This is a genomic window from Spirillospora sp. NPDC048819 (assembly GCF_040650055.1).
Taxonomy (GTDB): Bacteria; Actinomycetota; Actinomycetes; order Streptosporangiales; family Streptosporangiaceae; genus Spirillospora.
Genome location: NZ_JBEZGN010000005.1, coordinates 107,558 through 128,685 on the forward strand (window position 1 = coordinate 107,558; position 21,128 = coordinate 128,685).

14 protein-coding genes, 1 other RNA gene and 1 pseudogene are annotated in these 21,128 nt (G+C 71.7%); 11 read left to right on the forward strand and 5 right to left on the reverse strand.

Annotated elements, in window-relative coordinates:
* Positions 1-209 precede the first annotated feature (209 nt).
* Positions 210-582: a transfer-messenger RNA gene (gene ssrA / locus AB0C35_RS09885) on the forward strand.
* A gap of 261 nt (positions 583-843) precedes the next feature.
* Here the strand turns inward: ssrA and AB0C35_RS09890 are convergent.
* Complete coding sequence (locus tag AB0C35_RS09890; RefSeq protein ID WP_358452604.1) at positions 844-1,653, reverse strand: phosphotransferase; 810 nt, start codon at positions 1,651-1,653, stop codon at positions 844-846.
* A gap of 527 nt (positions 1,654-2,180) precedes the next feature.
* Here AB0C35_RS09890 and AB0C35_RS09895 point away from each other — a divergent pair.
* Positions 2,181-3,800, forward strand: coding sequence for an FAD-dependent monooxygenase (locus tag AB0C35_RS09895; RefSeq protein WP_358452606.1), 1,620 nt, complete (start codon positions 2,181-2,183; stop codon positions 3,798-3,800).
* A gap of 24 nt (positions 3,801-3,824) precedes the next feature.
* Here AB0C35_RS09895 and AB0C35_RS09900 read toward each other — a convergent pair whose 3' ends face one another.
* Positions 3,825-4,262: a nuclear transport factor 2 family protein gene (locus tag AB0C35_RS09900; RefSeq protein ID WP_358452608.1), complete on the reverse strand. Its 438-nt coding sequence runs from the start codon at positions 4,260-4,262 to the stop codon at positions 3,825-3,827.
* Positions 4,263-4,287: 25 nt separating this feature from the next.
* Positions 4,288-5,154, reverse strand: a complete 867-nt coding sequence (locus AB0C35_RS09905; RefSeq protein ID WP_358452610.1) for a TIGR03619 family F420-dependent LLM class oxidoreductase — start codon at positions 5,152-5,154, stop codon at positions 4,288-4,290.
* 73 nt (positions 5,155-5,227) lie between these two features.
* Here AB0C35_RS09905 and AB0C35_RS09910 point away from each other — a divergent pair, with 73 nt between their 5' ends.
* From AB0C35_RS09910 to AB0C35_RS09950, 9 genes and pseudogenes are all read left to right on the forward strand, one after another.
* Positions 5,228-6,094 carry an SDR family NAD(P)-dependent oxidoreductase gene (locus AB0C35_RS09910; RefSeq protein ID WP_358452611.1) on the forward strand — a complete coding sequence of 289 codons (867 nt, stop codon included), beginning with the start codon at positions 5,228-5,230 and terminating at the stop codon, positions 6,092-6,094.
* 11 nt (positions 6,095-6,105) lie between these two features.
* The gene (locus tag AB0C35_RS09915; RefSeq protein WP_358452613.1) at positions 6,106-6,945 is read left to right on the forward strand and encodes an EI24 domain-containing protein; all 840 of its coding nucleotides are present in this window, start codon (positions 6,106-6,108) and stop codon (positions 6,943-6,945) included.
* 75 nt (positions 6,946-7,020) lie between these two features.
* Positions 7,021-8,229: a hypothetical protein gene (locus tag AB0C35_RS09920; protein WP_358452615.1), complete on the forward strand. Its 1,209-nt coding sequence runs from the start codon at positions 7,021-7,023 to the stop codon at positions 8,227-8,229.
* A gap of 52 nt (positions 8,230-8,281) precedes the next feature.
* Positions 8,282-10,459, forward strand: a complete 2,178-nt coding sequence (locus tag AB0C35_RS09925) for an acyl-CoA dehydrogenase (protein ID WP_358452617.1) — start codon at positions 8,282-8,284, stop codon at positions 10,457-10,459.
* Between the two features lie 29 nt (positions 10,460-10,488).
* Entirely contained in the window at positions 10,489-12,315 is a 1,827-nt protein-coding gene (locus AB0C35_RS09930; protein ID WP_358452619.1) for a hypothetical protein, read from the forward strand.
* Positions 12,315-12,446 (forward strand): hypothetical protein, encoded by a 132-nt coding sequence (locus AB0C35_RS09935; protein ID WP_358452621.1) that lies wholly within the window; start codon positions 12,315-12,317, stop codon positions 12,444-12,446. The genes AB0C35_RS09930 and AB0C35_RS09935 overlap by 1 nt, the downstream gene beginning before the upstream one ends.
* A gap of 13 nt (positions 12,447-12,459) precedes the next feature.
* Positions 12,460-13,311, forward strand: a complete 852-nt coding sequence (locus AB0C35_RS09940; RefSeq protein WP_358452623.1) for a glycosyltransferase — start codon at positions 12,460-12,462, stop codon at positions 13,309-13,311.
* Entirely contained in the window at positions 13,308-14,543 is a 1,236-nt protein-coding gene (locus tag AB0C35_RS09945; RefSeq protein ID WP_358452625.1) for a glycosyltransferase family 4 protein, read from the forward strand. The genes AB0C35_RS09940 and AB0C35_RS09945 overlap by 4 nt, the downstream gene beginning before the upstream one ends.
* Before the next feature lie 130 nt (positions 14,544-14,673).
* Positions 14,674-16,725: pseudogene (locus tag AB0C35_RS09950) on the forward strand (alpha-(1->3)-arabinofuranosyltransferase family protein); the annotation flags it as partial.
* A 2,194-nt stretch (positions 16,726-18,919) separates the two neighbouring features.
* Here AB0C35_RS09950 and AB0C35_RS09955 read toward each other — a convergent pair.
* Together AB0C35_RS09955 and AB0C35_RS09960 are read right to left on the reverse strand one after the other, a co-directional pair.
* Positions 18,920-20,158 carry an acyltransferase gene (locus AB0C35_RS09955; protein WP_358452627.1) on the reverse strand — a complete coding sequence of 413 codons (1,239 nt, stop codon included), beginning with the start codon at positions 20,156-20,158 and terminating at the stop codon, positions 18,920-18,922.
* Entirely contained in the window at positions 20,155-20,943 is a 789-nt protein-coding gene (locus tag AB0C35_RS09960) for a class I SAM-dependent methyltransferase (RefSeq protein ID WP_358452629.1), read from the reverse strand. Before AB0C35_RS09960 ends, AB0C35_RS09955 begins: the two co-directional genes overlap by 4 nt.
* Positions 20,944-21,128 lie beyond the last annotated feature (185 nt).

Consider the following 21,128-nt stretch of genomic DNA (forward strand, 5'->3'; position numbering starts at 1 on the left):
GTCGCCGTGATGAGACCAGAGCCTCGTCTCGGGGGAGGCTCTGCCGTCCGGACCGGCCTGACCCTGCCGGTCGACCCCGGTGGGTGCGACACACTCGCATCCACCGGGGTTCACGGCTGTCACCCGGGAATTACGTTGCCGTCCCGCCCGTTAACCTTGTAACGTCGTCATGCGGACGTCCCCGGACATCCGCTTTGACAACTCAACATGGGGGTGACCGGCTTCGACTTCGGTCGTTCGAGCCAGGGGAAGCGGGTCGAGGGTTGCTGTCGTGACCTCGTAAATCCTGTGACAGCAAACCATAACTGCCAACAAGCAGCAGTCCGAGTTCGCACTCGCCGCCTGAGGCGAGTAGCCAACTCTGTCAGCCCGGGAGCGTCTCCGACCCGGGGTCTGGCATCGTAAGGAGACTCCACCTGCAAGCCCGGCCGCGGGACCTGTAGGAAAAACAAACAGCGGCTGAGCCCGTCGGCGACACGCCTGCGTGAGCGCCGGGGCTGAGAAAACGCCAAGCAGGCTGCACCCGGAGAAGCCCTGACTTATCACCGAAGGACGCGGGTTCGATTCCCGCCACCTCCACTCTCGGCGACGTGTGCTCGCCGGGCGCTTTGCGCTCGGCTTCGCCGTGTCGTTCCGTTCTGTCCATCTGGGGGGCGACCCCCAGACCCCCGATGTGGGGGCTCCGCCCCCACGCCCCTTGTGGGCCGGGGTCCTTGTTCATCTTGACCTTCGTGCGGGGTCGGCCGGGCTGCTCGCTTCGCGCTTCGCGCTTGGCTTCTAGAGGCACCTGCACAACAACGCGCTCTCGTCCTTCTCGGAAGGGCGGGGGCGTTTTTGTTGTGCTCAGTGCCGGCCGCGCCGGTACATCGCCCACCGCTGTGCGGCTGCAGCGTGTTCGAGCGCCCAGTCCGCCGTGTTGGTGACGATATTGGCCTGCCATTTGTCGGCGAAGACGCGAGCGAACAGGTCGACGGCGGCGGGGTCTGCGGACGTCCAGGCGGGGAACCGGGACACCCACCGTTCCGCCTCGGCGAACGTGTGCCCGGCCTTGAGCAGCCACGGGAGCAGCAGTGCCATTTCCAGAAACGGGGCACCGCGGCCGGCGAACGTCCAGTCCACCACGTACACGGCGCTGGCGTCGCCGAGCAGGACGTTGGCGGGGTTCAGGTCGGCGTGCAGCAGCGTGTTTCCGGCGAGGGGTGAGACGTCGGCCAGGAACTCCCAGCGACGCTCGACCCGCTTGCGCTCCAGCACGTCCGGGAGCGGGTGAGATTGCAGCCCGTCGATGACCTTTGCTAGGGCGTCCAGGTCCGCCGAGCCGGGCGTGTAGTCGGAGTGGCGGGCCTGGACGTGCTCGAACCCGAGGGCGAGCCAGCCCCCCGCCTCCACCGTCCAGTGCAGGCAGGGGGCGTATTCGCTGACGTGGGGATTGATCGCGGCTTCCCAGCGCAGCGACCGGACCTCCGCACCATCCTTATTCGGTGCGACCTTCCGGGCGGCCTTGACGAACATCCGCCCGCCCGCGCCGTGGACGGTGGCGGCGATGTCGGCGTGGTTGCCCGCCAGCGCTGGCTCGACCCGGCGGATCGGGCCGGTGTGGGCCTTGATCGCGCCGAGCACCTCGGGCGGCAGGTCGGTCCAGTCGCTACGCATGGATCTATCCCCGTGGTCTGGTCAGGCGGTCATCGGTGGCTGCGCGCAGTTCTCCGGGCAGCACGACTCCCCATCGAGCCACCATTCCAGATCGAGGCGGTACCCAGTGGCCCGCATCGCCGCCCCCGAACTTGAACCTGGGAGCGCGATGGCGACGCGATCGCCGCCGGACACGGCGCCGAGCCGGTGTAGCCGCGGGACGGTGGAGGAGTTCCCCGGGGCGGCGGAGGCTGAAATTCGAACGGTCTGTTCGGGTTCCCCGTCCGCGCATCCAGATCCGTCACGGCGTGGCGGATCTCCGCCCGCGGGCCGTTCAAATCCCCGTTTGGGTGGACCCCAGACCGCCGATGTGGGGTTCCGCCCAGGCCTCTTGCGGGCTGGGGTGGTTGTTCACCTTTGCTTTCTGCCCCGACCGGGCTCCGGTTGGGGACTTTTATTTTGAGGGGTTGTGACCCTTGTCCGCTGTGCGGACAGGTGTACGATTTGGGGGTCGCGCGTCCGTGTGGCGACGGGAGGGAAGGGGTCCGATGGCTGATCATGAGGTTCCGGTTCTCGTTGTGGGGGGCAGTCTCGTGGGGCTGTCCACCTCGCTTCTGCTCGCCGCGCGCGGGGTCCCGCACATGCTGGTCGAGCAGCACCGGGGTACCGCGATCCATCCCCGGGCGGCCTCGTTTCACCAGGGGACGATGGAGATCTTTCGCAGCGTCGGCATGCAGGAGGCCGTGGACGCCGCTGCGGAGCAGGAGTTCGCCCAGAACGGCGCGATCATTGCCGTTGAGAGTCTGAGCGGCAGGGAGCTGCAGTACTTCTACCGGTCGTACAACGACGGGGTCGAGGGACTCAGCCCGACCTCGCGGCTGTTCATCACCCAGGTCGGGTTGGAGCCTCTGTTGCGCGACCGCGCGCGGGATCTTGGGGCCGAACACCGCTTCGCGACCGAGCTTGTCAGCTTCGAGCAGGATGACACTGGTGTCACGTCCGTCATTCGGTCACGTGACCGCGGTGCGGAACGGACTGTGCGGTCGGAGTATCTGGTCGCGGCGGACGGCGCGCACAGCGCCGTGCGCGAGCGGCTGGGCATCGACATGGTCGGTCGCGGCAGCTTCGCCGACTGCGTCACCATCTACTTCAAGGCCGATGTCCGGGACATGCTCGGGGACCGCAACCTCAGCGTGGTGTACGTCAACCATCCTGAGCTGCTGGGCTTCTTCCGGTTCTCGATCGCCGCCGATTCCGGTTTTCTCGCCGTCTTCGCCACCATCGGTCCGGACGGCTCTCGCGACAAGAGCGTCGGGGAGAACATCAGCGCTGCCCGGTGCGCGGAGCTCGTGCGCACGGCACTCGGCGCCGGGCCCGAGTTCGCCGTCGAGATCGACAACGTGCAGAGGTGGAGCGCGGCCGCCGCGTCCGCAGCACGATTCCAGGACCGGCGCGTCTTCCTCGCCGGGGATGCCGCGCACGTCATGCCGCCGACCGGTGGGTTCGGCGGCAACACCGGTATCGCCGACGCGCACAACCTCGCCTGGAAGCTGGCCATGGTGCACAGTGGCGCAGCGGACGCGCGACTTCTGGACACCTATGACGCGGAGCGCAGGCCCGTCTGTCACCTGACCGTCGAGCAGGCGTACACGCGCTACGTGCTGAGGGTGGATTCCTCTCTGCCAAAGGATGACCTGATGGATCCGCTCGACGACGCATCCATCGAGTTGGGTTCCGTGTGCCGGTCGGCCGGGGTCGTCGATCCTCCCGCGGTGGAGGAGTCTTCCCTTGAGGACCTGCGGAGCCCCACCGGACGGCCTGGCATCCGGGCACCGCACCTTTCGCTCGAACGGGACGGCGCCTCGATCTCGACGCACGACCTGTTCGGGGACGGGTTCGTCCTGCTCGCCGGCTCGGACGGTCGAGCGTGGTGCGATGCCGCCGCGTCGGTGGCCGCGTCCCGGGGCGTCCCGCTGAAGGCCCACTGCGTGGCCGCCGCCGGTCCGCTCGTCGACAAGGAAGATCGTTTCACCGAGGTCTACGGGACCGGGCCCGGCGGCGCCGTCGTCGTTCGGCCCGACGGCGTCATCGGCTGGCGGACGTCGGCCCCCGCCGACGACCCCAGCGGGACGATCGAGGAGGTCATGACCCGCCTCCTGTTCCGCTGACGCGCTCTGTCGGCGGCCCAGCCTTCATTTCCGGGTGATGGTCGCCATGGCGCGGTCCGGCTCCCAGTGGGCGCGCAGGGAGGTGATCAGGCCGGTCTCGTTGACCGTGTAGATGAGGACGCAGTCGATGGTCATGGTGGAGCCGTCGGCCATGGTGGTGGTGATCGTCGCCACGTTGGCGCAGCAGTCGCCGTTGGCGAAGGAGTCGGCGATGGTGAAGCGGAAGCCGGCGATGGTGGAGACGAAGGTGTCCCAGAAGGCGCCGATGCCGTCGTGGCCCCGGTGACCGTTGCCGGACGGGTCCAGGAAGGACGGGCCGACGGGGTCTTCGACCAGGGCGTCGGTGGCGAAGAGCTTCAGCCAGGTGCCCTTGTCGCCGCCGATCACGGCCGTCATGGAGGCGCGGGCGGCCCGGCGGGCCGGGTGGTCGGAGTCCGGGGCGTTCCAGGTGATGGCGTCCATGGCTCGGACTGTAACCTGTTCTCGTTCAGTGGTCGACCTTGGCGATGACCGTCTCGGCGAAGCGTTCGAGGTGCTCGATCTTCTTGTGCAGGGGCTCGGTGTCGGGGCCCTTGACGTAGGGCATGCGGAAGCCGACGATCACGTCGGTGACGCCCTTGTCCTCAAGGCGTTTCACGCCGTCGGGCGTGTAGGCGTCCATGGAGATCACGTGGATCTCGAACGGGCCGGCGGCCTTGCCCTCGGCCTCGCGGATGCGGTTCAGCCTGGTCAGGAGGTCGTCCAGGTCGTCTCCGCCCGCGTGCATCCAGCCGTCGCCGCGGACCACGGCGCGGCGCAGCGCCGCCTCGCTGTGCCCGCCGACCAGGATCGGGAACGGCTGCGCCGGCGTCATCTTGATCGCCGGGATGTCGAAGAACTCGCCGTGGAACTCGAAGTAATCGCCGCTGCTCAGGCCCCGGACGATGTCGACGGCCTCGTCCATCCGCTTGCCGCGCCGCTCCCACGGGACGCCCATGACCTCGAAGTCCTCGGGCCACGGGCTGAGGCCCACGCCGAGGCCGAGCCGTCCGCCGGTCAGGCACGCGACCGAGGTCGCCTGCTTGGCCACGAGCACGGGCGGGCGCACCGGCAGCTTGAGGACGAACGGCGTGAAGCGGATGCTGCTCGTCACCGCCCCCATGGCCGCGATCAGCGTGAACGTCTCGATGAACGCCTTGTCCTCAAGGAACTCCCTGTTGCCGTCCGCGGTGTACGGGTAGGCCGAGTCGGACTCCTTCGGATAGACGAGCGAGTCGGCCACGGAGATGCTCGCGTACCCGGCGGCCTCGGCGGCCCTGGCCAGCGGCAGGTAGTAGGACGGGTCGGTCATCGCCTCGGCGTAGGTGAACCTCATCGGAAAATATTAGAACGTGTTCCACCTTTGTGCCAGGGGTGCGTTTGCTCGGCGGGGGTGGTTCTGTGGAGGGATGGAGCGCATCGCGGTCGTGACCGGGGGGACGTCGGGGATCGGCAAGGAGATCGCCCGGGGGCTGGTGCGGGCGGGGTTCCTGGTGGCGATCGTCTGCCGGAACGAGATGCGGGGCGCGGCGACGGTGCGGGAACTGACGCGGGACGTGCCGGGGGCGCGGGTCGAGACCTTCATCGCGGACCTGTCGGTGCAGCTGGACGTGCGGCGGGTCGCAGCGTCGCTGGTGGAGCGGTTCGAACGGCTGGACGTGCTGGTCGACAACGCGGGCGCGCATCTGCTGCGGGCCAAGGTCAGCGCCGACGGGTACGACCGCATGATCGCGACGAATCATCTGGGGCCGTTCCTGCTGACGAACCTGCTGCTCGGGCTGCTGGAGAAGGGCGCGCCGTCGCGGGTGGTGGTCGTGGCGTCGGAGGCGCACCGGCAGTCGGACGGGCTGGACGTCGAGCGGTTCGCGGAACCGGGGTCGTACGGGCCGGCGGGGTCGCTGCGGGTGTACGGGCGGTCGAAGCTGCTCAACATCCTGTTCGCGCGGGAGCTGGCCAGGCGGATGGAGGGCAGCGGGGTCACGGTGAACGCGATGTGCCCGGGTCTCGTCGCGACGGGGCTGGCGAGGGACATCCGGGGGAGTGAGCGGATCGGGGCGCTGCTGTCGCGCACCCCGTTGCTGCGGACGCCGGCGCAGGGAGCGAGGATGGCGCTGCGCCTTGCCCTGGACGAGGAGTTCGAGGGACGCACCGGTGGTTTCCACAGCTCGACGCCGGGTGCGGGGATGCTGCCGGCGGCGGAGGCGCTCAAGGATCCGGAAATCGGGCGCGCGGTTTGGGAGCGTTCGGCTCGCCTTGTGGGGTTGCCCGCCCTATAGGGTCTGGGTGCGTGAGCCAACCCCACGCCCCCCAAGCGCCCAAGCCGTCCGGGTTCAAGGATCTGTTCAGCGGCGTCGGCTATCTGCTGCGCGGCATCGGGTGGGCGGCGCGGCATCCGGCGCAGTGGCTGTTCGGGCTCATCCCCGCGTTGATCGTGCTGGCCGTGTACGGGGCGGGGCTGATCTTCCTGGCGTTCCAGATCGATGATCTGGCCGGGTGGGTGACGGGGTTCGCCGACGACTGGTCGGACGCCCCGCGGACGTCGGCGCGCGTGGTCGCCGGAATCGCGATCTACGGGGCGTCCCTGTTCGTCGCGCTGATCACGTTCACCGCGGTGACGCTGCTGGTCGGGGACCCCTTCTATGAGGCCATCGCGGTGCGGGTCGAGGAGTCGCAGGGCGGCGCGCCGCCGGAGCCGGACGTCCCGCTGATGGTCCAGATCGGGCGGGCGGTCAAGGACGCGCTGCTCCTCGGGGCCGTCGCGCTCGGGTTCGCGGTGGTGTTCTTCGCCTGCGGGTTCCTTCCGGTGGTGGGTCAGACGGTCGTGCCGGTGATCGCGGCGCTGGTCTCGGGGTACTTCCTGGCGGGCGAGCTGATGTCGATCGCGCTGGAACGGCGCGGGATCCTCCGCAAGGAGCGGTTCGTGCGGATGAGGGCGAACCGCCCGCTGGTGGTCGGCTTCGGCGCCGCGACCGTTGTGGTGTTCCTCATTCCGCTGGGCGCCGTGCTCGCGATGCCGGGTGCCGTGGCGGGCGGGACACTGCTGGCCAGGGAACGGCTGGCGGGCGATCCGCGGGCCGAGGAGACGCTGGTCACACCAGGTGACGGCGGACCGGCCAGTTATCACTGAGGCGATAGGAAGATGTGTCCTGAGCGTGATTACACCTCGGAACTCAAGTACTGATCTTCGCGTAACGTGTGCCGCATGTCCGATCAGGGGGAGCGCGGTGTGCGCTGGACCGATATGAGCGAGAGCGAGCCGCGGGACGAGTCCCGTGAAAGCCCGGAGGCCGGCGACGCGGCCGGCGCGCGGATGACCTTCCCCGAGCCCGAGAGGCCCGAAGGGTTCCCGCCCGCCCCGGGGTCCGGAGAGGACACCGGGGCGCACGATGTCTGGGGCGGTGTCGAGGAGTCCCGGCCCCAGGCCGAGGACGCCGACGACGTCCGGGTCGCGCCCGTCTCAGAGGACGAGTCGCCGCAGTGGGAGGGCGACCTCTTCGACGAGGGCGCCGGTGACGAGCGGTACACGCCGGCCGTCCCCACCGGGGTGGGGGAGCCGGCCAAGCCCGGCAAGCCGAGCAGCGGCAACTGGCAGATGCCGGAGTGGATGGCGGACGAGGCGTCCGCCGACTCCAAGCTCGGCGGTTCGCCCAAGCCGCCCCGCGACGTCCTCGACGGCGGCGGCCGGTCCCGGCTCGTGCTGTTCGGCGGGGTCGGGCTGCTGGTGGCCGCGCTGGTCGCGGCGGGTGCCGTCTACTTCCTGAAGGGCGGCGACGAGCCGTCGGAGACGAACGGGAACGCGGGCCGGACGGCCGCGGAGCAGCCCGAGGCGCCGCCGGTGAAGCTGCCGGCGGACAAGCGGCTCACGACGTTCGCCGGTACCCCGAGCAGGGTGCTCGGGCTGGTCCCCGATTCGTATTCGGGGCTGGCGTACCCGCGGCTGGCGCCCCCCTGGAAGGTGCCCACCAAGCAGAACAAGCTGGGCACGCCTGGGTGGTCCGGGCAGCAGATCCTGGTGACGGAGCGGAGCGCCGGGCAGATCTGGTACGGGCAGCTGCTCACCGGCACCCTGCACCCGGGCATGCAGAACGCGTACCAGGGGCCGGACAGCGTCAAGAACGTCGCCGCGCTGGTCGCGCAGGGGTACGAGGCGCAGTACTACGCCTTCCCCCACAAGACGTCGCCGCTGGCCTCGCAGGCGTTGAACGTGGACGGGCGCCCCGGCTGGCTGGTCGCCTCGTACCTGACCTACCAGCGGGACGGGGTGCGGGCGACCGGCGAGGTCGTCGCCACCGCGGTGATCGACACCGGCCGCAAGACGCCCGCCGTGGTGTTCGCGTCGCTGCCGAACACGCACAAGAAGATGTGGCCGGACGTGAACACGTTCTTCACCCGGCTGAAGATCGCCGCCTGACAACCGAATAGCGTTCTAATAGGCTGTGCCCACGTCGAGGGAGGGTGTGGCCATGGCGATCGGGCTGACCGAGGAACACGAGGCGCTGGCGGCTTCCGTGCGCGGGTTCGCCGAACGGAACATCGCGGCGCAGGCCGTCCGCGACGCGGACGCCGGTTTCTGGCCGGCGCTCGCCGCGCAGGGCCTGCCCGGCCTGCACCTGCCGGAGGAGGCGGGCGGGCAGGGGTTCGGGCTCCTGGAGCAGGCGGTCGCGCTGGAGGAACTCGGGCGCGTCCTCGCTCCGGGGCCGTACACGCCGACCGTTCTGGGGTCCGCGGTCCTGCACGCCTGCGGCGCCGCGAAGCTGCTGCCGGGGCTGGCGGACGGTTCCCGCACGGCGGCGGTGGGCCTGTCCGGAAACCTGGACGTGAACGGCTCCACCGTCTCCGGGACGGTGCAGCCCGTGCTGGGTGCACCGCTCGCCGACGTGTTCCTGCTTCCGGCCGGTGAACGCCGGGTCGTCGTTGAGCGGGACGAGGTCACACTCGGGCCGCTGGAGTCCCTCGACATCACCCGTCCTGTCGGATCGGTCGCAGTCGAGGGATTGACGGTTCCGGACGAACGGTTCCTGGACGGTGTGGACGTGCGGGCGTTCGCCGCCGTCCTCCTTGGCGCAGAGGCCTGTGGTGTAGCGGGACGCGCCCTGGACGACGCGGTGGCGTACGCGAAGCTCCGTGAGCAGTTCGGCCGCCCGATCGGGCAGTTCCAAGGCATCAAGCACAAGTGCTCCCGCATGCTCATCGCCGTCGAGCGCGCCAGGGCGGCGGTCTGGGACGCGGCGCGCGCGCTGGGCGAGCCGGAGGAACAGCGCGCCTACGCCGTCGGGGTCGCCGCGGCGCTGGCCGCGGACGCCGCCGTCACCTGCGCGGAAGGCAACATCCAGGTGCACGGTGGCATCGGCTACACCTACGAGCACGATGCCCACCTGCTCTACCGCAGGGCACTGACGCTGCGCGCACTCCTGGGACGGGCGAGCAGGCACAGGGCGGACGTCGCGGCGCTGGCCGTCGCGGGGGTCCGGCGTGCGATGAGCATCGACCTCCCCGACGACGCCGCACCGGTGCGCGAGGAGATCCGCGCCCGAGTCGCCGAACTCGCCGCGATGGACCCCCTCGGGCAGCGGGCGGCGATGGCGGAGGGCGGCTGGGTGACCCCGCACCTGCCGAAGCCGTGGGGGAGGGGCGCCGGGCCGCTGGAGCAGATCGTCATCCAGCAGGAGCTGAAGGCGGCGGACGTGCGGCCGGTGCCGCTGATGATCGCGGCGTGGGTCGTCCCGTCGCTGGTCCAGTACGGGACGCCGGAGCAGCAGGAGCGGTTCCTGCCGCCGACGCTGCGCGGCGAGATCATCTGGTGCCAGTTGTTCTCCGAGCCGGGCGCGGGCTCCGACCTCGCCGGGCTGCGGACCCGCGCCGAACGCGTCGAGGGCGGCTGGAAGATCAGCGGCCAGAAGATCTGGACGTCGCTGGCCCGCGAGTCGCAGTGGGGCATCTGCATCGCCCGCACCGATCCCGATCGACCCAAACACGACGGGATCACGTACTTCCTCGTGGACATGGCGTCGCCGGGCATCGAGATCAGACCGCTGCGCGAATGCACCGGCGACGCCGTCTTCAACGAGGTGTTCATGGACGGCGTGTTCGTCCCGGACGACCTGGTCGTCGGGCCCGTCAACGCGGGCTGGCGCGTCGCCCGCACCACCCTCGCGAACGAACGCGTCGGCCTGACCAGCAGCTTCCAGCTCGGCGGTGACCTGCCCAAGCTCATCGACCTCGCCTCCGGGCTCGGCCTCGCCGACGACCCGGTCGTCCGCGACGGCCTCGGCGGCCTCGCCTGCGACGAGCACTCCTTCAACCTCCTGGGCCTGCGCGCCACGCTCAAGCAGCTGTCGGGGACGGACCCGGGCGCGACGGCCAACGTCCGGAAGCTGGTGGCGATGGAGCACGGCCAGCAGGTCACCGAGTTCGGGTTCACGCTGCTCGGCGAGGACGGCGCGCTGACCGGCGGCTGGAAGGACGACCTGCGCGCCCGCTGGACCCGCTACCTGCTCGCGTCCCGCGCGATGAGCATCGGCGGCGGCACCACCGAGGTCAACCTGAACGTGATCGGCGAGCGCATCCTCGGCCTGCCCCGCGACCCCGACCCGACGCGGTCGCCGGAGGGCCGTCCTCCCGCACGGGAGCGGGTCGGGTAGCGTCCGGCGCACATGAACGAGCGGGCGGTTTGAACGGGCGGGCACGGCACCTGGCGGCCGCGCTGACCGGGCTCGGGCTCGGGCTCGCGGCGCTGGGGCCGGGGCTCGCGCCCGGCTTCGTGCTGTCGTACGACATGGTGTTCGTGCCCGATCCCGCGTTCACCCCCATGACGTTCGGGCTGACCGGGATCGTTCCTCGGCACGTCCCGAGCGACGCCTTCATCACCGCGCTGGCCACCGTCATGCCGGCGGACGTCGTGCAGAAGCTCGTCCTGCTGGCGATCTTCGTGATGGCGTGCACGGCGGCGGCGTCGCTGGTGCCGTCCCGCCGCCTTCTGCCGCGCCTCGCCGCCGGGATCTGTTACGCCTGGAACCCGTTCGTCGCCGAGCGCCTGCTCCTCGGCCAGTGGGCGCTCCTCCTCGGCTACGCGGCCCTCCCCTGGGTGGTCATGGCGGCGTCGCGGACGGACGAGCCCGGCGGGGGGAGACGGCTGATCCGAGCCCTCATCCCCGCCGCCATCGGCGGCTTCGCGGCTCTGGCGGTATCCGGCCTGACGGCGCTGGCCGTCGCCTTCGTGACCGGGCGCCGCCGCCCTGGAGATCGACCCCGCGGCGAGCGGCACCCCACACCTGACCCGCTCGCCGCGCCTGAACTGCTCGCTGTGAGTGAGGCGGAGCCTTCGGCGAAGGGCGGGCGCCAGGCCGTCCGGGTGCGGGTGGCCGGCGCGGCGCGGGTCGTGGGGGCCGTGGGGGTGTTGAGCCTTCCGTGGCTGGTGCCGGGCGCGCTCCGTCCCGCAGGGGTACCGGGGGACGGGACGGCCGTGGACCTGTTCGCCGCCCGGGCCGACACGCCGTTCGGGACGCTCGGAAGCCTGCTCCTGCTCGGCGGCGTGTGGAACGGCGAGACGGTGCCGGACGGGTACGGGGCGCCGGTGACCGCGACGATCTGGCTGGTGGTGGTGGTCATCGCGCTGGCCGCCTACTGGAAGTGGTGCCGGGAGCCCGGCTGGCGGCGCGGCGCGGCGGTGGCGGCGGCGGCCGGGTTCGCGGTCGCGGCGCTGGGGGCGGTGGCGGCTCCGGTCCTTGAAGGGCTCATCGGTATCTGGCCCGGGTTCGCCGTCCTGCGGGACGGGCAGCAGTACGCGGCGCCGCTCGCCGTCGTGGTCGCGGTCGGCCTCGGGGTGGCGGCCGACCGGGCCGCCGAGGCGCGGTGGCCGGCGGTGCCCGCCGCCGCGATGGCCGTGCCGGTGATGCTGCTGCCGACGCTGGCGTGGGGCGCGGCGGGCGATCTGCGGGCCGTCCGCTATCCGGACGACTGGGCGCGGGCCCGGCAGATCATCGACGGCGACCCGGCCGGGGGCGACGTGCTGGTGCTGCCGTGGGCGTCGTATCGCAGCTATTCGTGGAACCACGGCCGCCGCGTCCTCGACCCGATGCCCCGCTACCTGCACCGCCGGGTCATCGTGGACGACGCCGTCACCGTGGGGGACACGACCGTCGCGCCCGAGGACCCGAGGGCGGTCCGGCTGGCCCCGGCGGCCCGCACGGGATCCCCGCCCGCGGCGACACTGCGTGACGAGGGGATACGGTACGTCGTGGTCGACGCCGAGATCGGCGCGCTTCGTCCGTCAGGCGCCGCCGTCGAGGTGATGCGCGGCCCTGACCTGGCGGTATACCGGATCGATGGGGCCGCCGGCGGCGGCGCGGACGGGGTCGCGGCCGGGCCCGTCATCGCCGCGTGGGCCGTCATGGGTATTGCCGTTTTCTGGTCATTCCGGGCCTCAGGCACTACTCTGAGCATTCCGTTACTCAGCAGTATCAAACCCCGCAGCTCACACCGACGAAGGACCCCCTGATGCGCATCGCCATCGCCGCACTGGTCGGCGTCCTGCTCGCCGCCGGAGCGTCGTTCACCACGGTCCAGCTGGTGAGCTCTTCCCAGCAGGACCCCGTCATCAAGCCGCTGTACAACTACGGCTCCCGTTGACGTGTAGGCCCTGATGGGGACCCGGCGTGACGGCCCCGCCCTCCTGGAGATCGTCGTTCCCGCCTACAACGAGGCCGACCGGCTTCCGGAGGGGCTGGGCGAGCTGTGCGACAAGCTCGCCGGGCTTGCGGTGCGCGCGGAGGTCGTCGTCGTCGACAACGCCAGCACGGACGGCACCGCCGACATCGTCCGGTCCTGGGACGGGCCGGTGCCCGTGCGGCTGGTGGGCTGCCAACGCCGGGGAAAGGGAGCCGCGGTCCGCGCGGGACTGCTCGCGACGCGCGCTCCTTATGTAGGATTCATGGACGCCGATATGGCAACAGACCTCGCCGCGCTGGACGAAGCCATCGTCCTGCTGCGCGAGGGCCGCCCGGTCGTGGTCGGGTCAAGGCGCCACGGTCGGTCGGTCGTCGAGGGGTACGCGCTGCCCGTCAGGCGGCTCGGCGCCATCATGTTCAACCGGATCGTCCGCGACCTCGTGGGCGGCATCGCCGACACCCAGTGCGGGTTCAAATTCTTCTACGGGCCGCTGGCCCGCGCGGCGGCGGAGGATCTGCGCACGGCGGGCTTCTCGTTCGACGTCGAGCTCCTCGCCCACTGTGTGCGGCGAGGCGCGTCCGTGACGGACATCCCCGTGGTGTGGCGCGACCATCCCGGCTCGACGTTCTCGGTGCGGCGGCATTCGCTGCAATGCCTGCTCGACCTGGCCCGGATCCGTGCGCGTGCCGGATTCCGGATGCCCTCGGTGCCCGTGGCCCCGATCATCCCCGTCGTGCCCATCCGGACGATGTTCGCCGAGCGGGAGCCGGTGAAGATCGTCCTGGAGAAGGGCCTGCCGTCGACGTCGAGCGCCAAGTCGGGATGAACCCGAGCTCCCCAGCCTCCGGTGATCCGGGCCCCGCGGCAACCTCCATCAACCTGCGGCTGGCGGTCGTCAACTGGCGGGACCCGTGGCATCCGGCCGCGGGCGGAGCCGAACGCTACGCCTGGGAGCTGGCGCGCAGGTTCGCCGGTCAAGGGGCCCGCGTGCAGTACGTCACGTGCAGGGCGCCCGGCCAGAAACGCCGGGAACGTGTCGAGGACGTGGAGTTCGTGCGCCTCGGCGGCCGTTTCACCGTTTACCCCCTGGTGCTGCTGTGGCTGCTGGCTCGGCGCATACGGCGGAAGGGCTCGTTCGACGCGGTCGTCGACTGCCAGAACGGCATCCCCTTCTTCACACCGTGGGTGCTTCCTCGCCGGGTGCCGGTGTTCTGCGTCATCCACCATGTGCACGACGCCCAGTTCGACCTGTACTTCCCACGGTGGCTGGCCTGGCTCGGGCAGATGCTGGAGGGCCCGGTGAGCCGCTGGACGTATCGGCGGCACGCTTTCGTGGTCGTCTCGCCGTCCACCCTGCGCGCTGTAAGGGAACGGCTGGGCTGGACGGGGCCCGCCCACGTCATCCCCAACGGAACGTCGGTCGCCGACCCCGGCGGCGGCGCCTCGGAGCCCGCCGGGGACCCGGACCTGGTCTGCGTGACCCGTCTCGTCCCGCACAAACGCCTCGGCCTGCTCCTCGATCTCGCGCAGAGGCTCGCGGAGAACCGTCCCGGGCTGCGGCTGCACATCGTCGGGGACGGGCCGGAAGCGCCCGCGCTGGCCGCCGGCATCGCCGAGCGGGGCCTGGACGGCGTCGTCATCGCGCACGGGTATCTGGCGGAGGACGCCAAGGCGGCCCTGGTCGCCCGCGCCGACCTGCATCTCAGCACATCCCAGGGCGAGGGCTGGGGCCTCAGCGTGATCGAGGCCGCCGCGCTGGGCGTCCCGACCGTCGCCCACGACGTGGAGGGCCTCCGCGACGCCGTCCGCGACGGAATCACCGGATGGCTCGTCCGCGACGGCGACGACCAGGCCGATGTCGTCGAACGCGCCCTCAAGGAACTGGACGACCCCGCGCGCCGCGAGGAGATCGCCGGCTCCTGCCGGGCGTGGGGCGGGGAGTTCGACTGGACGCGGACCGCCGAGCGGATGCGCGACCTCCTTCTCGCCGCCGTCCGTACCGGTGATTCCTCCCGTACCACTGGACGACCGTCCACACGCCGTCCAGAGGTACCGTGACGGGCACCCGGGCTGAAACACCGGGGCGGGCAGAAAGGGGCAGAGCGCGAGCATGGCCGTGGGAGAGGCGAATCCGCCCCGCGCCGGCGTGCCCCGCCAGCCCGTCCCGGGCGGGGGACCGCCGGACGGCATGGACGCCGGTGAGCGGCTGCGGGAACGGCTGCGCGTCCTCGCGTGCTGCCTGACGCTCACCGCACTGGCCTTCAGCACCCGTCCCGGCGCGATCCTCGCCGACACGAAGATCGACATGGCGGTGAACCCGCTCGGGTTCCTCGGCCGGGCGCTGCACCTGTGGGATCCCGAGCAGTTCGGCCAGCTCCAGAACCAGGCCGTCGGCTACCTGTTCCCGATGGGCCCGTTCTTCGCCCTCGGCGACGTGATCGGGATGCCCGCGTGGATCACCCAGCGGCTCTGGACGTCCCTGCTGCTGTGCCTGGCGTTCGTCGGAATGTGGAAGCTGGCGAGGCGGCTCGGGATCGGCGGCCCCGGCTCGCGGCTGTTCGCCGCGATGGCGTACGCGCTCGCACCGAACGCGCTGTCCACGCTCGGGCAGCTCTCCTCGGAGTACATGCCGGTCGCGATGCTGCCGTGGATCGTCCTGCCGCTGGTCGCCGCGGCGTCCGGCGAGGGCGGGCGGCTGCGGGCCGCCGCCGCGTCGGGGCTGGCGATCGCCTGCTGCGGCGGCATCAACGCGACCGCGACCGTCGCCGTCCTGGTCGTCCCGTTCCTGTACATCCTGACGCGGCCGCGCGGGTCGTTCCGGCCGCGGCTGCTCGCGTGGTGGTCGGCGGCCGCGGCCGCCGCGATGGCGTGGTGGCTGGTCCCGCTGCTGCTGACCGGGACGTACGGGTTCTCGTGGCTGACCTACACCGAGAAGGCGGAGACGACGACCGGCCCCACCGGCCTGATCAACGTGCTGCGCGGCGCGGAACGCTGGGTCAGCTACCTGCTCGTGGACGGCCAGGTGTGGTGGCCGGTCGGGCACGCGCTCGCAGTCGACCCGGTGCCGGTCATCTGCACCGGCGCGGTCGCGGCGCTCGGGCTCGCCGGGCTGCTCGGCCGGCTGCTGCCGGAGCGGACGTTCCTGCTGGTCGCGCTGCTGACCGGGGTGGCCATCCTGTCCATCGGCCACATCAGCGGCATCCCGGGCCCGTTCGCCGGCCAGATGCGCGAGCTGCTGGACGGGCCGCTCGCGCCGCTCCGCAACCTGCACAAGTTCGACGCGGCCGTCCGGCTGCCGCTCGCGCTGGGCCTGGCCCACCTGCTGGTCGTCGCGACCGGCAAAGCCGGGGCGGCCTGGAAGAGCGGGACGGCCGGGAAGGCCGGCGACGGCCGGGTCCGCAGCCTCGGCGGCGGGCCGGCGTTCGGCGGGACGCTGAAGGCCCTGGTCAGCCTGCCCGTCGCCGCCGCCGTCGCGCTCGGCGGCATCGGCGTCACGGCGGTCACGAACGGGCTGAGCGGGCCGGGCGACTTCAGGCAGGTCCCCCAGTACTGGCGGGACGCGGCGTCGTGGATCAACGCGCGGGCCGGGCAGCAGGGCGTGCTGGCCGTCCCCGGGGCGCCGTTCGGCGAGTACCTGTGGGGCCGCCCGATGGACGACATCGTCCAGCCGCTGCTGACGGCGCGGTGGGGCGTCCGGCAGCTCGTCCCGGCCGGGTCGCCCGGCTACACACGCGCGCTGGACGCGATCGACCTGCAGGTCCGGTCGGGGCGGGGGTCGCCGGGGCTGAGCGAGTTTCTCGGCCGGATGGGCATCCGCTACGTGCTGGTCCGCAACGACCTTCGCCGCGAGACGCTGCGCGGCGCCTGGCCCGCCCGCGTCCACCAGGCCCTGGACGGCTCGCCCGGACTGCGCAAGGTCGCCTCGTTCGGCGGCCCCTTGGGCGGGGACGTACAGGACGCGATCTCGGCCGTGGACCAGAAGTACCCCGCGCTGGAGGTCTACGAGGTCGAGGGAGCCGCGGCCGTCGCGAACATCGCCGACGCGGCCGACCCCGTCCGCGTGTACGGGGGACCGGAGTCGCTGCTGGCCATGGCGGACGACGGCGCGCTGCCCGAGGGGCCCGTCCTGCTGGACGACGACGCCCCCGACCTCGAGGGCACCCCGGTGGTGACCGACTCGCCCCGGCTGGTCCGCCGCAACTTCGGCGAACTGCACCAGACGACCCCGACGCTGTCCGCGGAGCATCGCCGCGAGGCCACCGACGTCCTGGACACGGGCTGGAAGCAGTACGCCACCCACGTGACCTACGGCGGCGGTGTCCGCGACGTCACGGCCTCCAGTTCGGCGGCCGGCGACGACGCGATCCCGCAGACCCGCAAGCTCGGCGCGACCCCGTACGCCGCGTTCGACGGCGACCGGTTCACCGCGTGGGAGACGGGCGGATGGGAGGGCCCGTCCGGGCAGTGGCTGCGCGTCGACTTCGACAAGCCGCGGGACGTGACGAGCCTGACGGCCGCGTTCGTCCAGAACACCGCCTCCCTCGGGCCGCCGGTCTCACGGGTCGCGGTCGAGACCGAGAACGGGACGCTGGAGCAGGACGTCCGGGCGGCGGTCACACCGCAGCCGCTCCGCGCGCCGGACGGCCCGACCCGATGGCTGCGGCTGCGCATCACCGAACTCGCCTCGGAACCCCTCATCCCCGCCTTGACGCGGGCCGCGGTGTCGGAGGTGTCGATCGGCGGCGTGAAACCGACCCGCACGTACACGCTTCCGGCGCCGAAGGCGGTCGACGGCCCCGCCACCTACGTGATGAGCCGGCGGCCCGGCGCGACGGCCGAATGCATGAAGGGCAGCCTGCGCTGGGTGTGCTCGCCGTCCCTGGGGTCGGAGGACGAGGAAGGCGCCGGCTTCGACCGCACGTTCACGTCCGCGGTGGCCGGCAGGGCCCCCGTCACGGGGACGGCCGTCCTCACCGACCAGCGGCTGATCGACCGGTACACGGCCGCCAAGGGCCAGCCGGCCGTCACGGCGAGTTCGACGCTGTCCGACCATCCCGCCGCCCAGCCGAGGTCCGGGTTCGACGGCGACCCGGCGACGACCTGGATCGCGTCGGACAAGGAGGACGCGCCCACCTACAGCGTCCGGTGGAACGGCCGCGAACGCGTGTCCACGATCACTTTGGAGCGTCCACCCGCCGTGTCGGGCCCCATCCGCGTGCGGATCGAGGGCGGCAACGGCGACGTCCGCGAGGGGCTGTCGGACGCCCAGGGCAAGCTGTCGTTCGCCCCGATGACCACCGACCGCCTGACGATCACCTTCTTCAGGGAAACCCAGGTCCAGCCGGTTCAGCTGACCGACCTCGTCGTCCCCGGCGTGGACCCGTTCCCGGACGTGCGCGCCTACCCGCTGCAACTGCCCTGCGGGTACGGGCCGAAGCTGCGGACCGGCACACCGGGCACCCAGACCACCGGCACCCAGACCACCGGCTCCCAGACCACCGGCTCCCCGACCACCGGCAGCCCGGGCGCCGTCATCCGCACGAAGGCCACCGGCACGCTCGGCGACCTGCTCGCCGGCCGGCCCCTGCGGTTCAGCGCCTGCGAGCAGGCGACGCTGACGGCCGGCCCGAACCGGCTGACCACCGCGCCCCTCGACTCCTTCCGCATCGACACCGTGACGGTCGGCGCCAAGCCGCGGCGGACCACCACGGCGCGGCCGCCGCGGCAGGTCGAGATCATCAGCTGGGGGTCGAGCTCTCGCAAGCTCAAGGTGGACGCCCCGACGTCCTCGTTCCTCACCGTCAACGAGAACTTCAACGACGGATGGAGGGCCACCGTCGGCGGCACCGAGCTGCGGGCCGTCCGGCTGGACGGGTGGAAGCAGGGCTGGCTCGTCCCCGCGGGCACCGGCGGCGTCGTCGAACTCACCTACGGCCCCGACCGGGCGCAGCGGATCGCGGTCGTGGCCGGCCTCAACCTGCTCCTCGTCCTGCTGATCATCGCGGTCTGGCCCCGCGGCTCCGGGAACCGGCGCGATCCCCGGCAGCGGCCGCGCCGCGCGCTGGTGGCCGGGACGGGCTGGCCCGCGTGGGCGGCCGTCGGGCTCGCCGCCGCGCTCGGCGGCTGGATCGCCGGGGCGCCCGGGCTCGCCGTCACCGTCCTGGTCGCGGCCGGCTGCGGCTGGGCGCGCACCCGCCGCTCCGCCGTCCTGCGCGCCGTCGCGTCACCGTGGACGATCGCGATCGTCATGCTCGCCGGGACGGGATGCCTCGCCGCCGGCGCCTGGCTCAAGATGATCGACAACTACGCCTCCCCGTCCGGCGGGCTCGGCGACATCGCACCCCAGCTGCTCGGGCTCGTGATCGTCGGCCGCGTCGCGGCGGAACTGTGGCGGCCCCGGCCGGCCGGCGGCGGGTCCGGCGGCCGGATCGCGCTCAGCTGGACGGCGCCGGGGCAGGGGCCCGGCGGCGGCGATCCCGGCGGGTCAGCCGCTGAACCGGACGTTCCACCAGGTAGTAGCTCAGGGTCCCCGCTGCGATGGACGCCGCCGCCATCAGCGGGAGGTCCGTCGCCACGTCCCCCCGGAACACCCGGTCCACCGCCTCGTACCAGCCGACGATGATCATCAGCTGCCACAGGAACAGGCCGTAGGAGATCCGGCCGAGGAACCTCATCACCGGGTTGGCGAGCACCGCGCCGAGCGCCGGATGCCCGGCCGGCGCCAGCGCCACCGGGGCGATCAGCGCCGCCGCGCACAGCCCGTCCACGACCAGGTGCAGGGTGGACGTCCAGAACTCGTCCGGCACCTGCAGGCTGAGTGGCCCGGTCGCGGGTGTGGACGCCACCACGTACAGCATCGCGGCCGCCACCCAGCACGCCGCCCACGAGTCCGAGACGGCCCGGCACAGCGCCGCCACGGGACGGCGTTCGTCCAGCCGCGCCCACACCGTCACCACGGCGAGGGCCATCCCGATCGCGAACCAGACGAAGAAGCGCGGCAGCCACAGGCCCATCTCCGTGTGCCGCTCCGGGAAGAACATCACGGCCGTGAAGGGGAACGACAGCGCCCCGTACACGGCGATGCCGATGAGGAGCCGCTTGGCCCGCACCCCCACGTCGTGGGTGCGTTTCCGGCGCGCGTACCAGCCGAGGATCGCCGCCGTGAAAGGCAGGGTGACGTACCAGGCGACCTCGACCACCAGGCTCCACAGCTGTCCCAGATGCGCGGGCCCCAGGGCGCTCTCCCACCACACGTCGGGCAGGTACGTCTGCGTGAGGGTGAGCAGCGAGGCCCACGTGACGGGGTCGCCGATGTGGTCCCGCCCTGCCGTGAGCATGAAGCAGACGATCACGGCCCAGTAGGCGGGCATGATGCGGAACACCCGCTTGCGCAGGTAGACGCCGACGCGCGGGGCGGCTCGCCCGTCCAATACCGCCGCCGTCCAGGGACGGTAGAGCAGCAGACCCGACAGGATGAAGAAGATGGGCACGCCGACCTGGCCGCCGTTGAACAGCCACCGCGCACCGGCCGGGTTGGTGATGGAACCCGCCGTGGCGGCCACGTGGTAGACGAGGACGCCCAAGGCCGCCACCGCGCGTATACCGTCGAGCGTGTCCTGATGCCCGGAGATGGGCGGCGGCGCAGGTCTGGCCACCTGCGAGGCGGACCTCACGACCCCTTCTTCCTGAGGATCAGGACGAGGTTCCAGGTGGCGAACTCGCGCAGCCCCGGGACCCGGACGATTCCCCCGGCCCAGCGCGGATGGTAGCGGGGCACGGCGTCCAGGACGTTCACGTCGTCGCGTCCCCGCGCCCATCGCAGGGCCGCCGACACCGACACCGGGTGCAGGTTGCGTCCGTGCAGGTTCTTCGGCGGGCGGCCGTTCCGGCGCTCGTACCTCCGTGCGGCCCGGTCGCCGCCGAGGTAGTGCCATGGCGAGGTCTCGTGCCCACCCCACGGGGACAGCCAGTTGGTGAACGACAGGAAGACCGTCCCGCCCGGCCGGGTCACGCGGACCATCTCGTCGGCCATCCGCCACGGAGAGGGGACGTGTTCCAGCACGTTCGACGAAAAGCACACATCGGCGGAGCCGGTGCGGAATGGCAGAGCGAGCGCGCTGGCGACGAATGCGTTCGGCCCGGCGGCGTTGTGCGCGGTCAATTCGGCAAGGTCGTGATCGATGCCCGTACAGCGTGCACCGGCGGCCGTCAGCGCGCGCGCAAAGAAACCGGAGCCCGTCCCGACGTCGATGACGGTCGCCCCGACAAGATCGGTGTACGAACCGAGTTGCGCGATGGCGTCGCGGGCCATCAGGTCGTAGAAGTACTCCGGTTTGCTCCGCTCATGCCGGAACGCGCTCAGCAGCCGCACCGACCGGGCCAGCGTGGCACGGTGTTCAAGGCGGACACCGTCAGGCACGGGCGACGGCGAGTCCTGCCTGGGGGGTGCCGTGGTCATCGCCACCTCGCTGTCGAATCTTGGACCGGTTCCAGGGGGCCGGGCTGAGCGGAGCCTACCGGCCAGTACGGTATGGACGGGAGCGTTCGCGGCTGAGGCGTGAGACACGGGGATACCGGCCTCGGCCTGCGGCAGTCGGTGCTTACTGGTATTGGACTGGCGGTTTCAGGGGTCCTGTAGGGTAA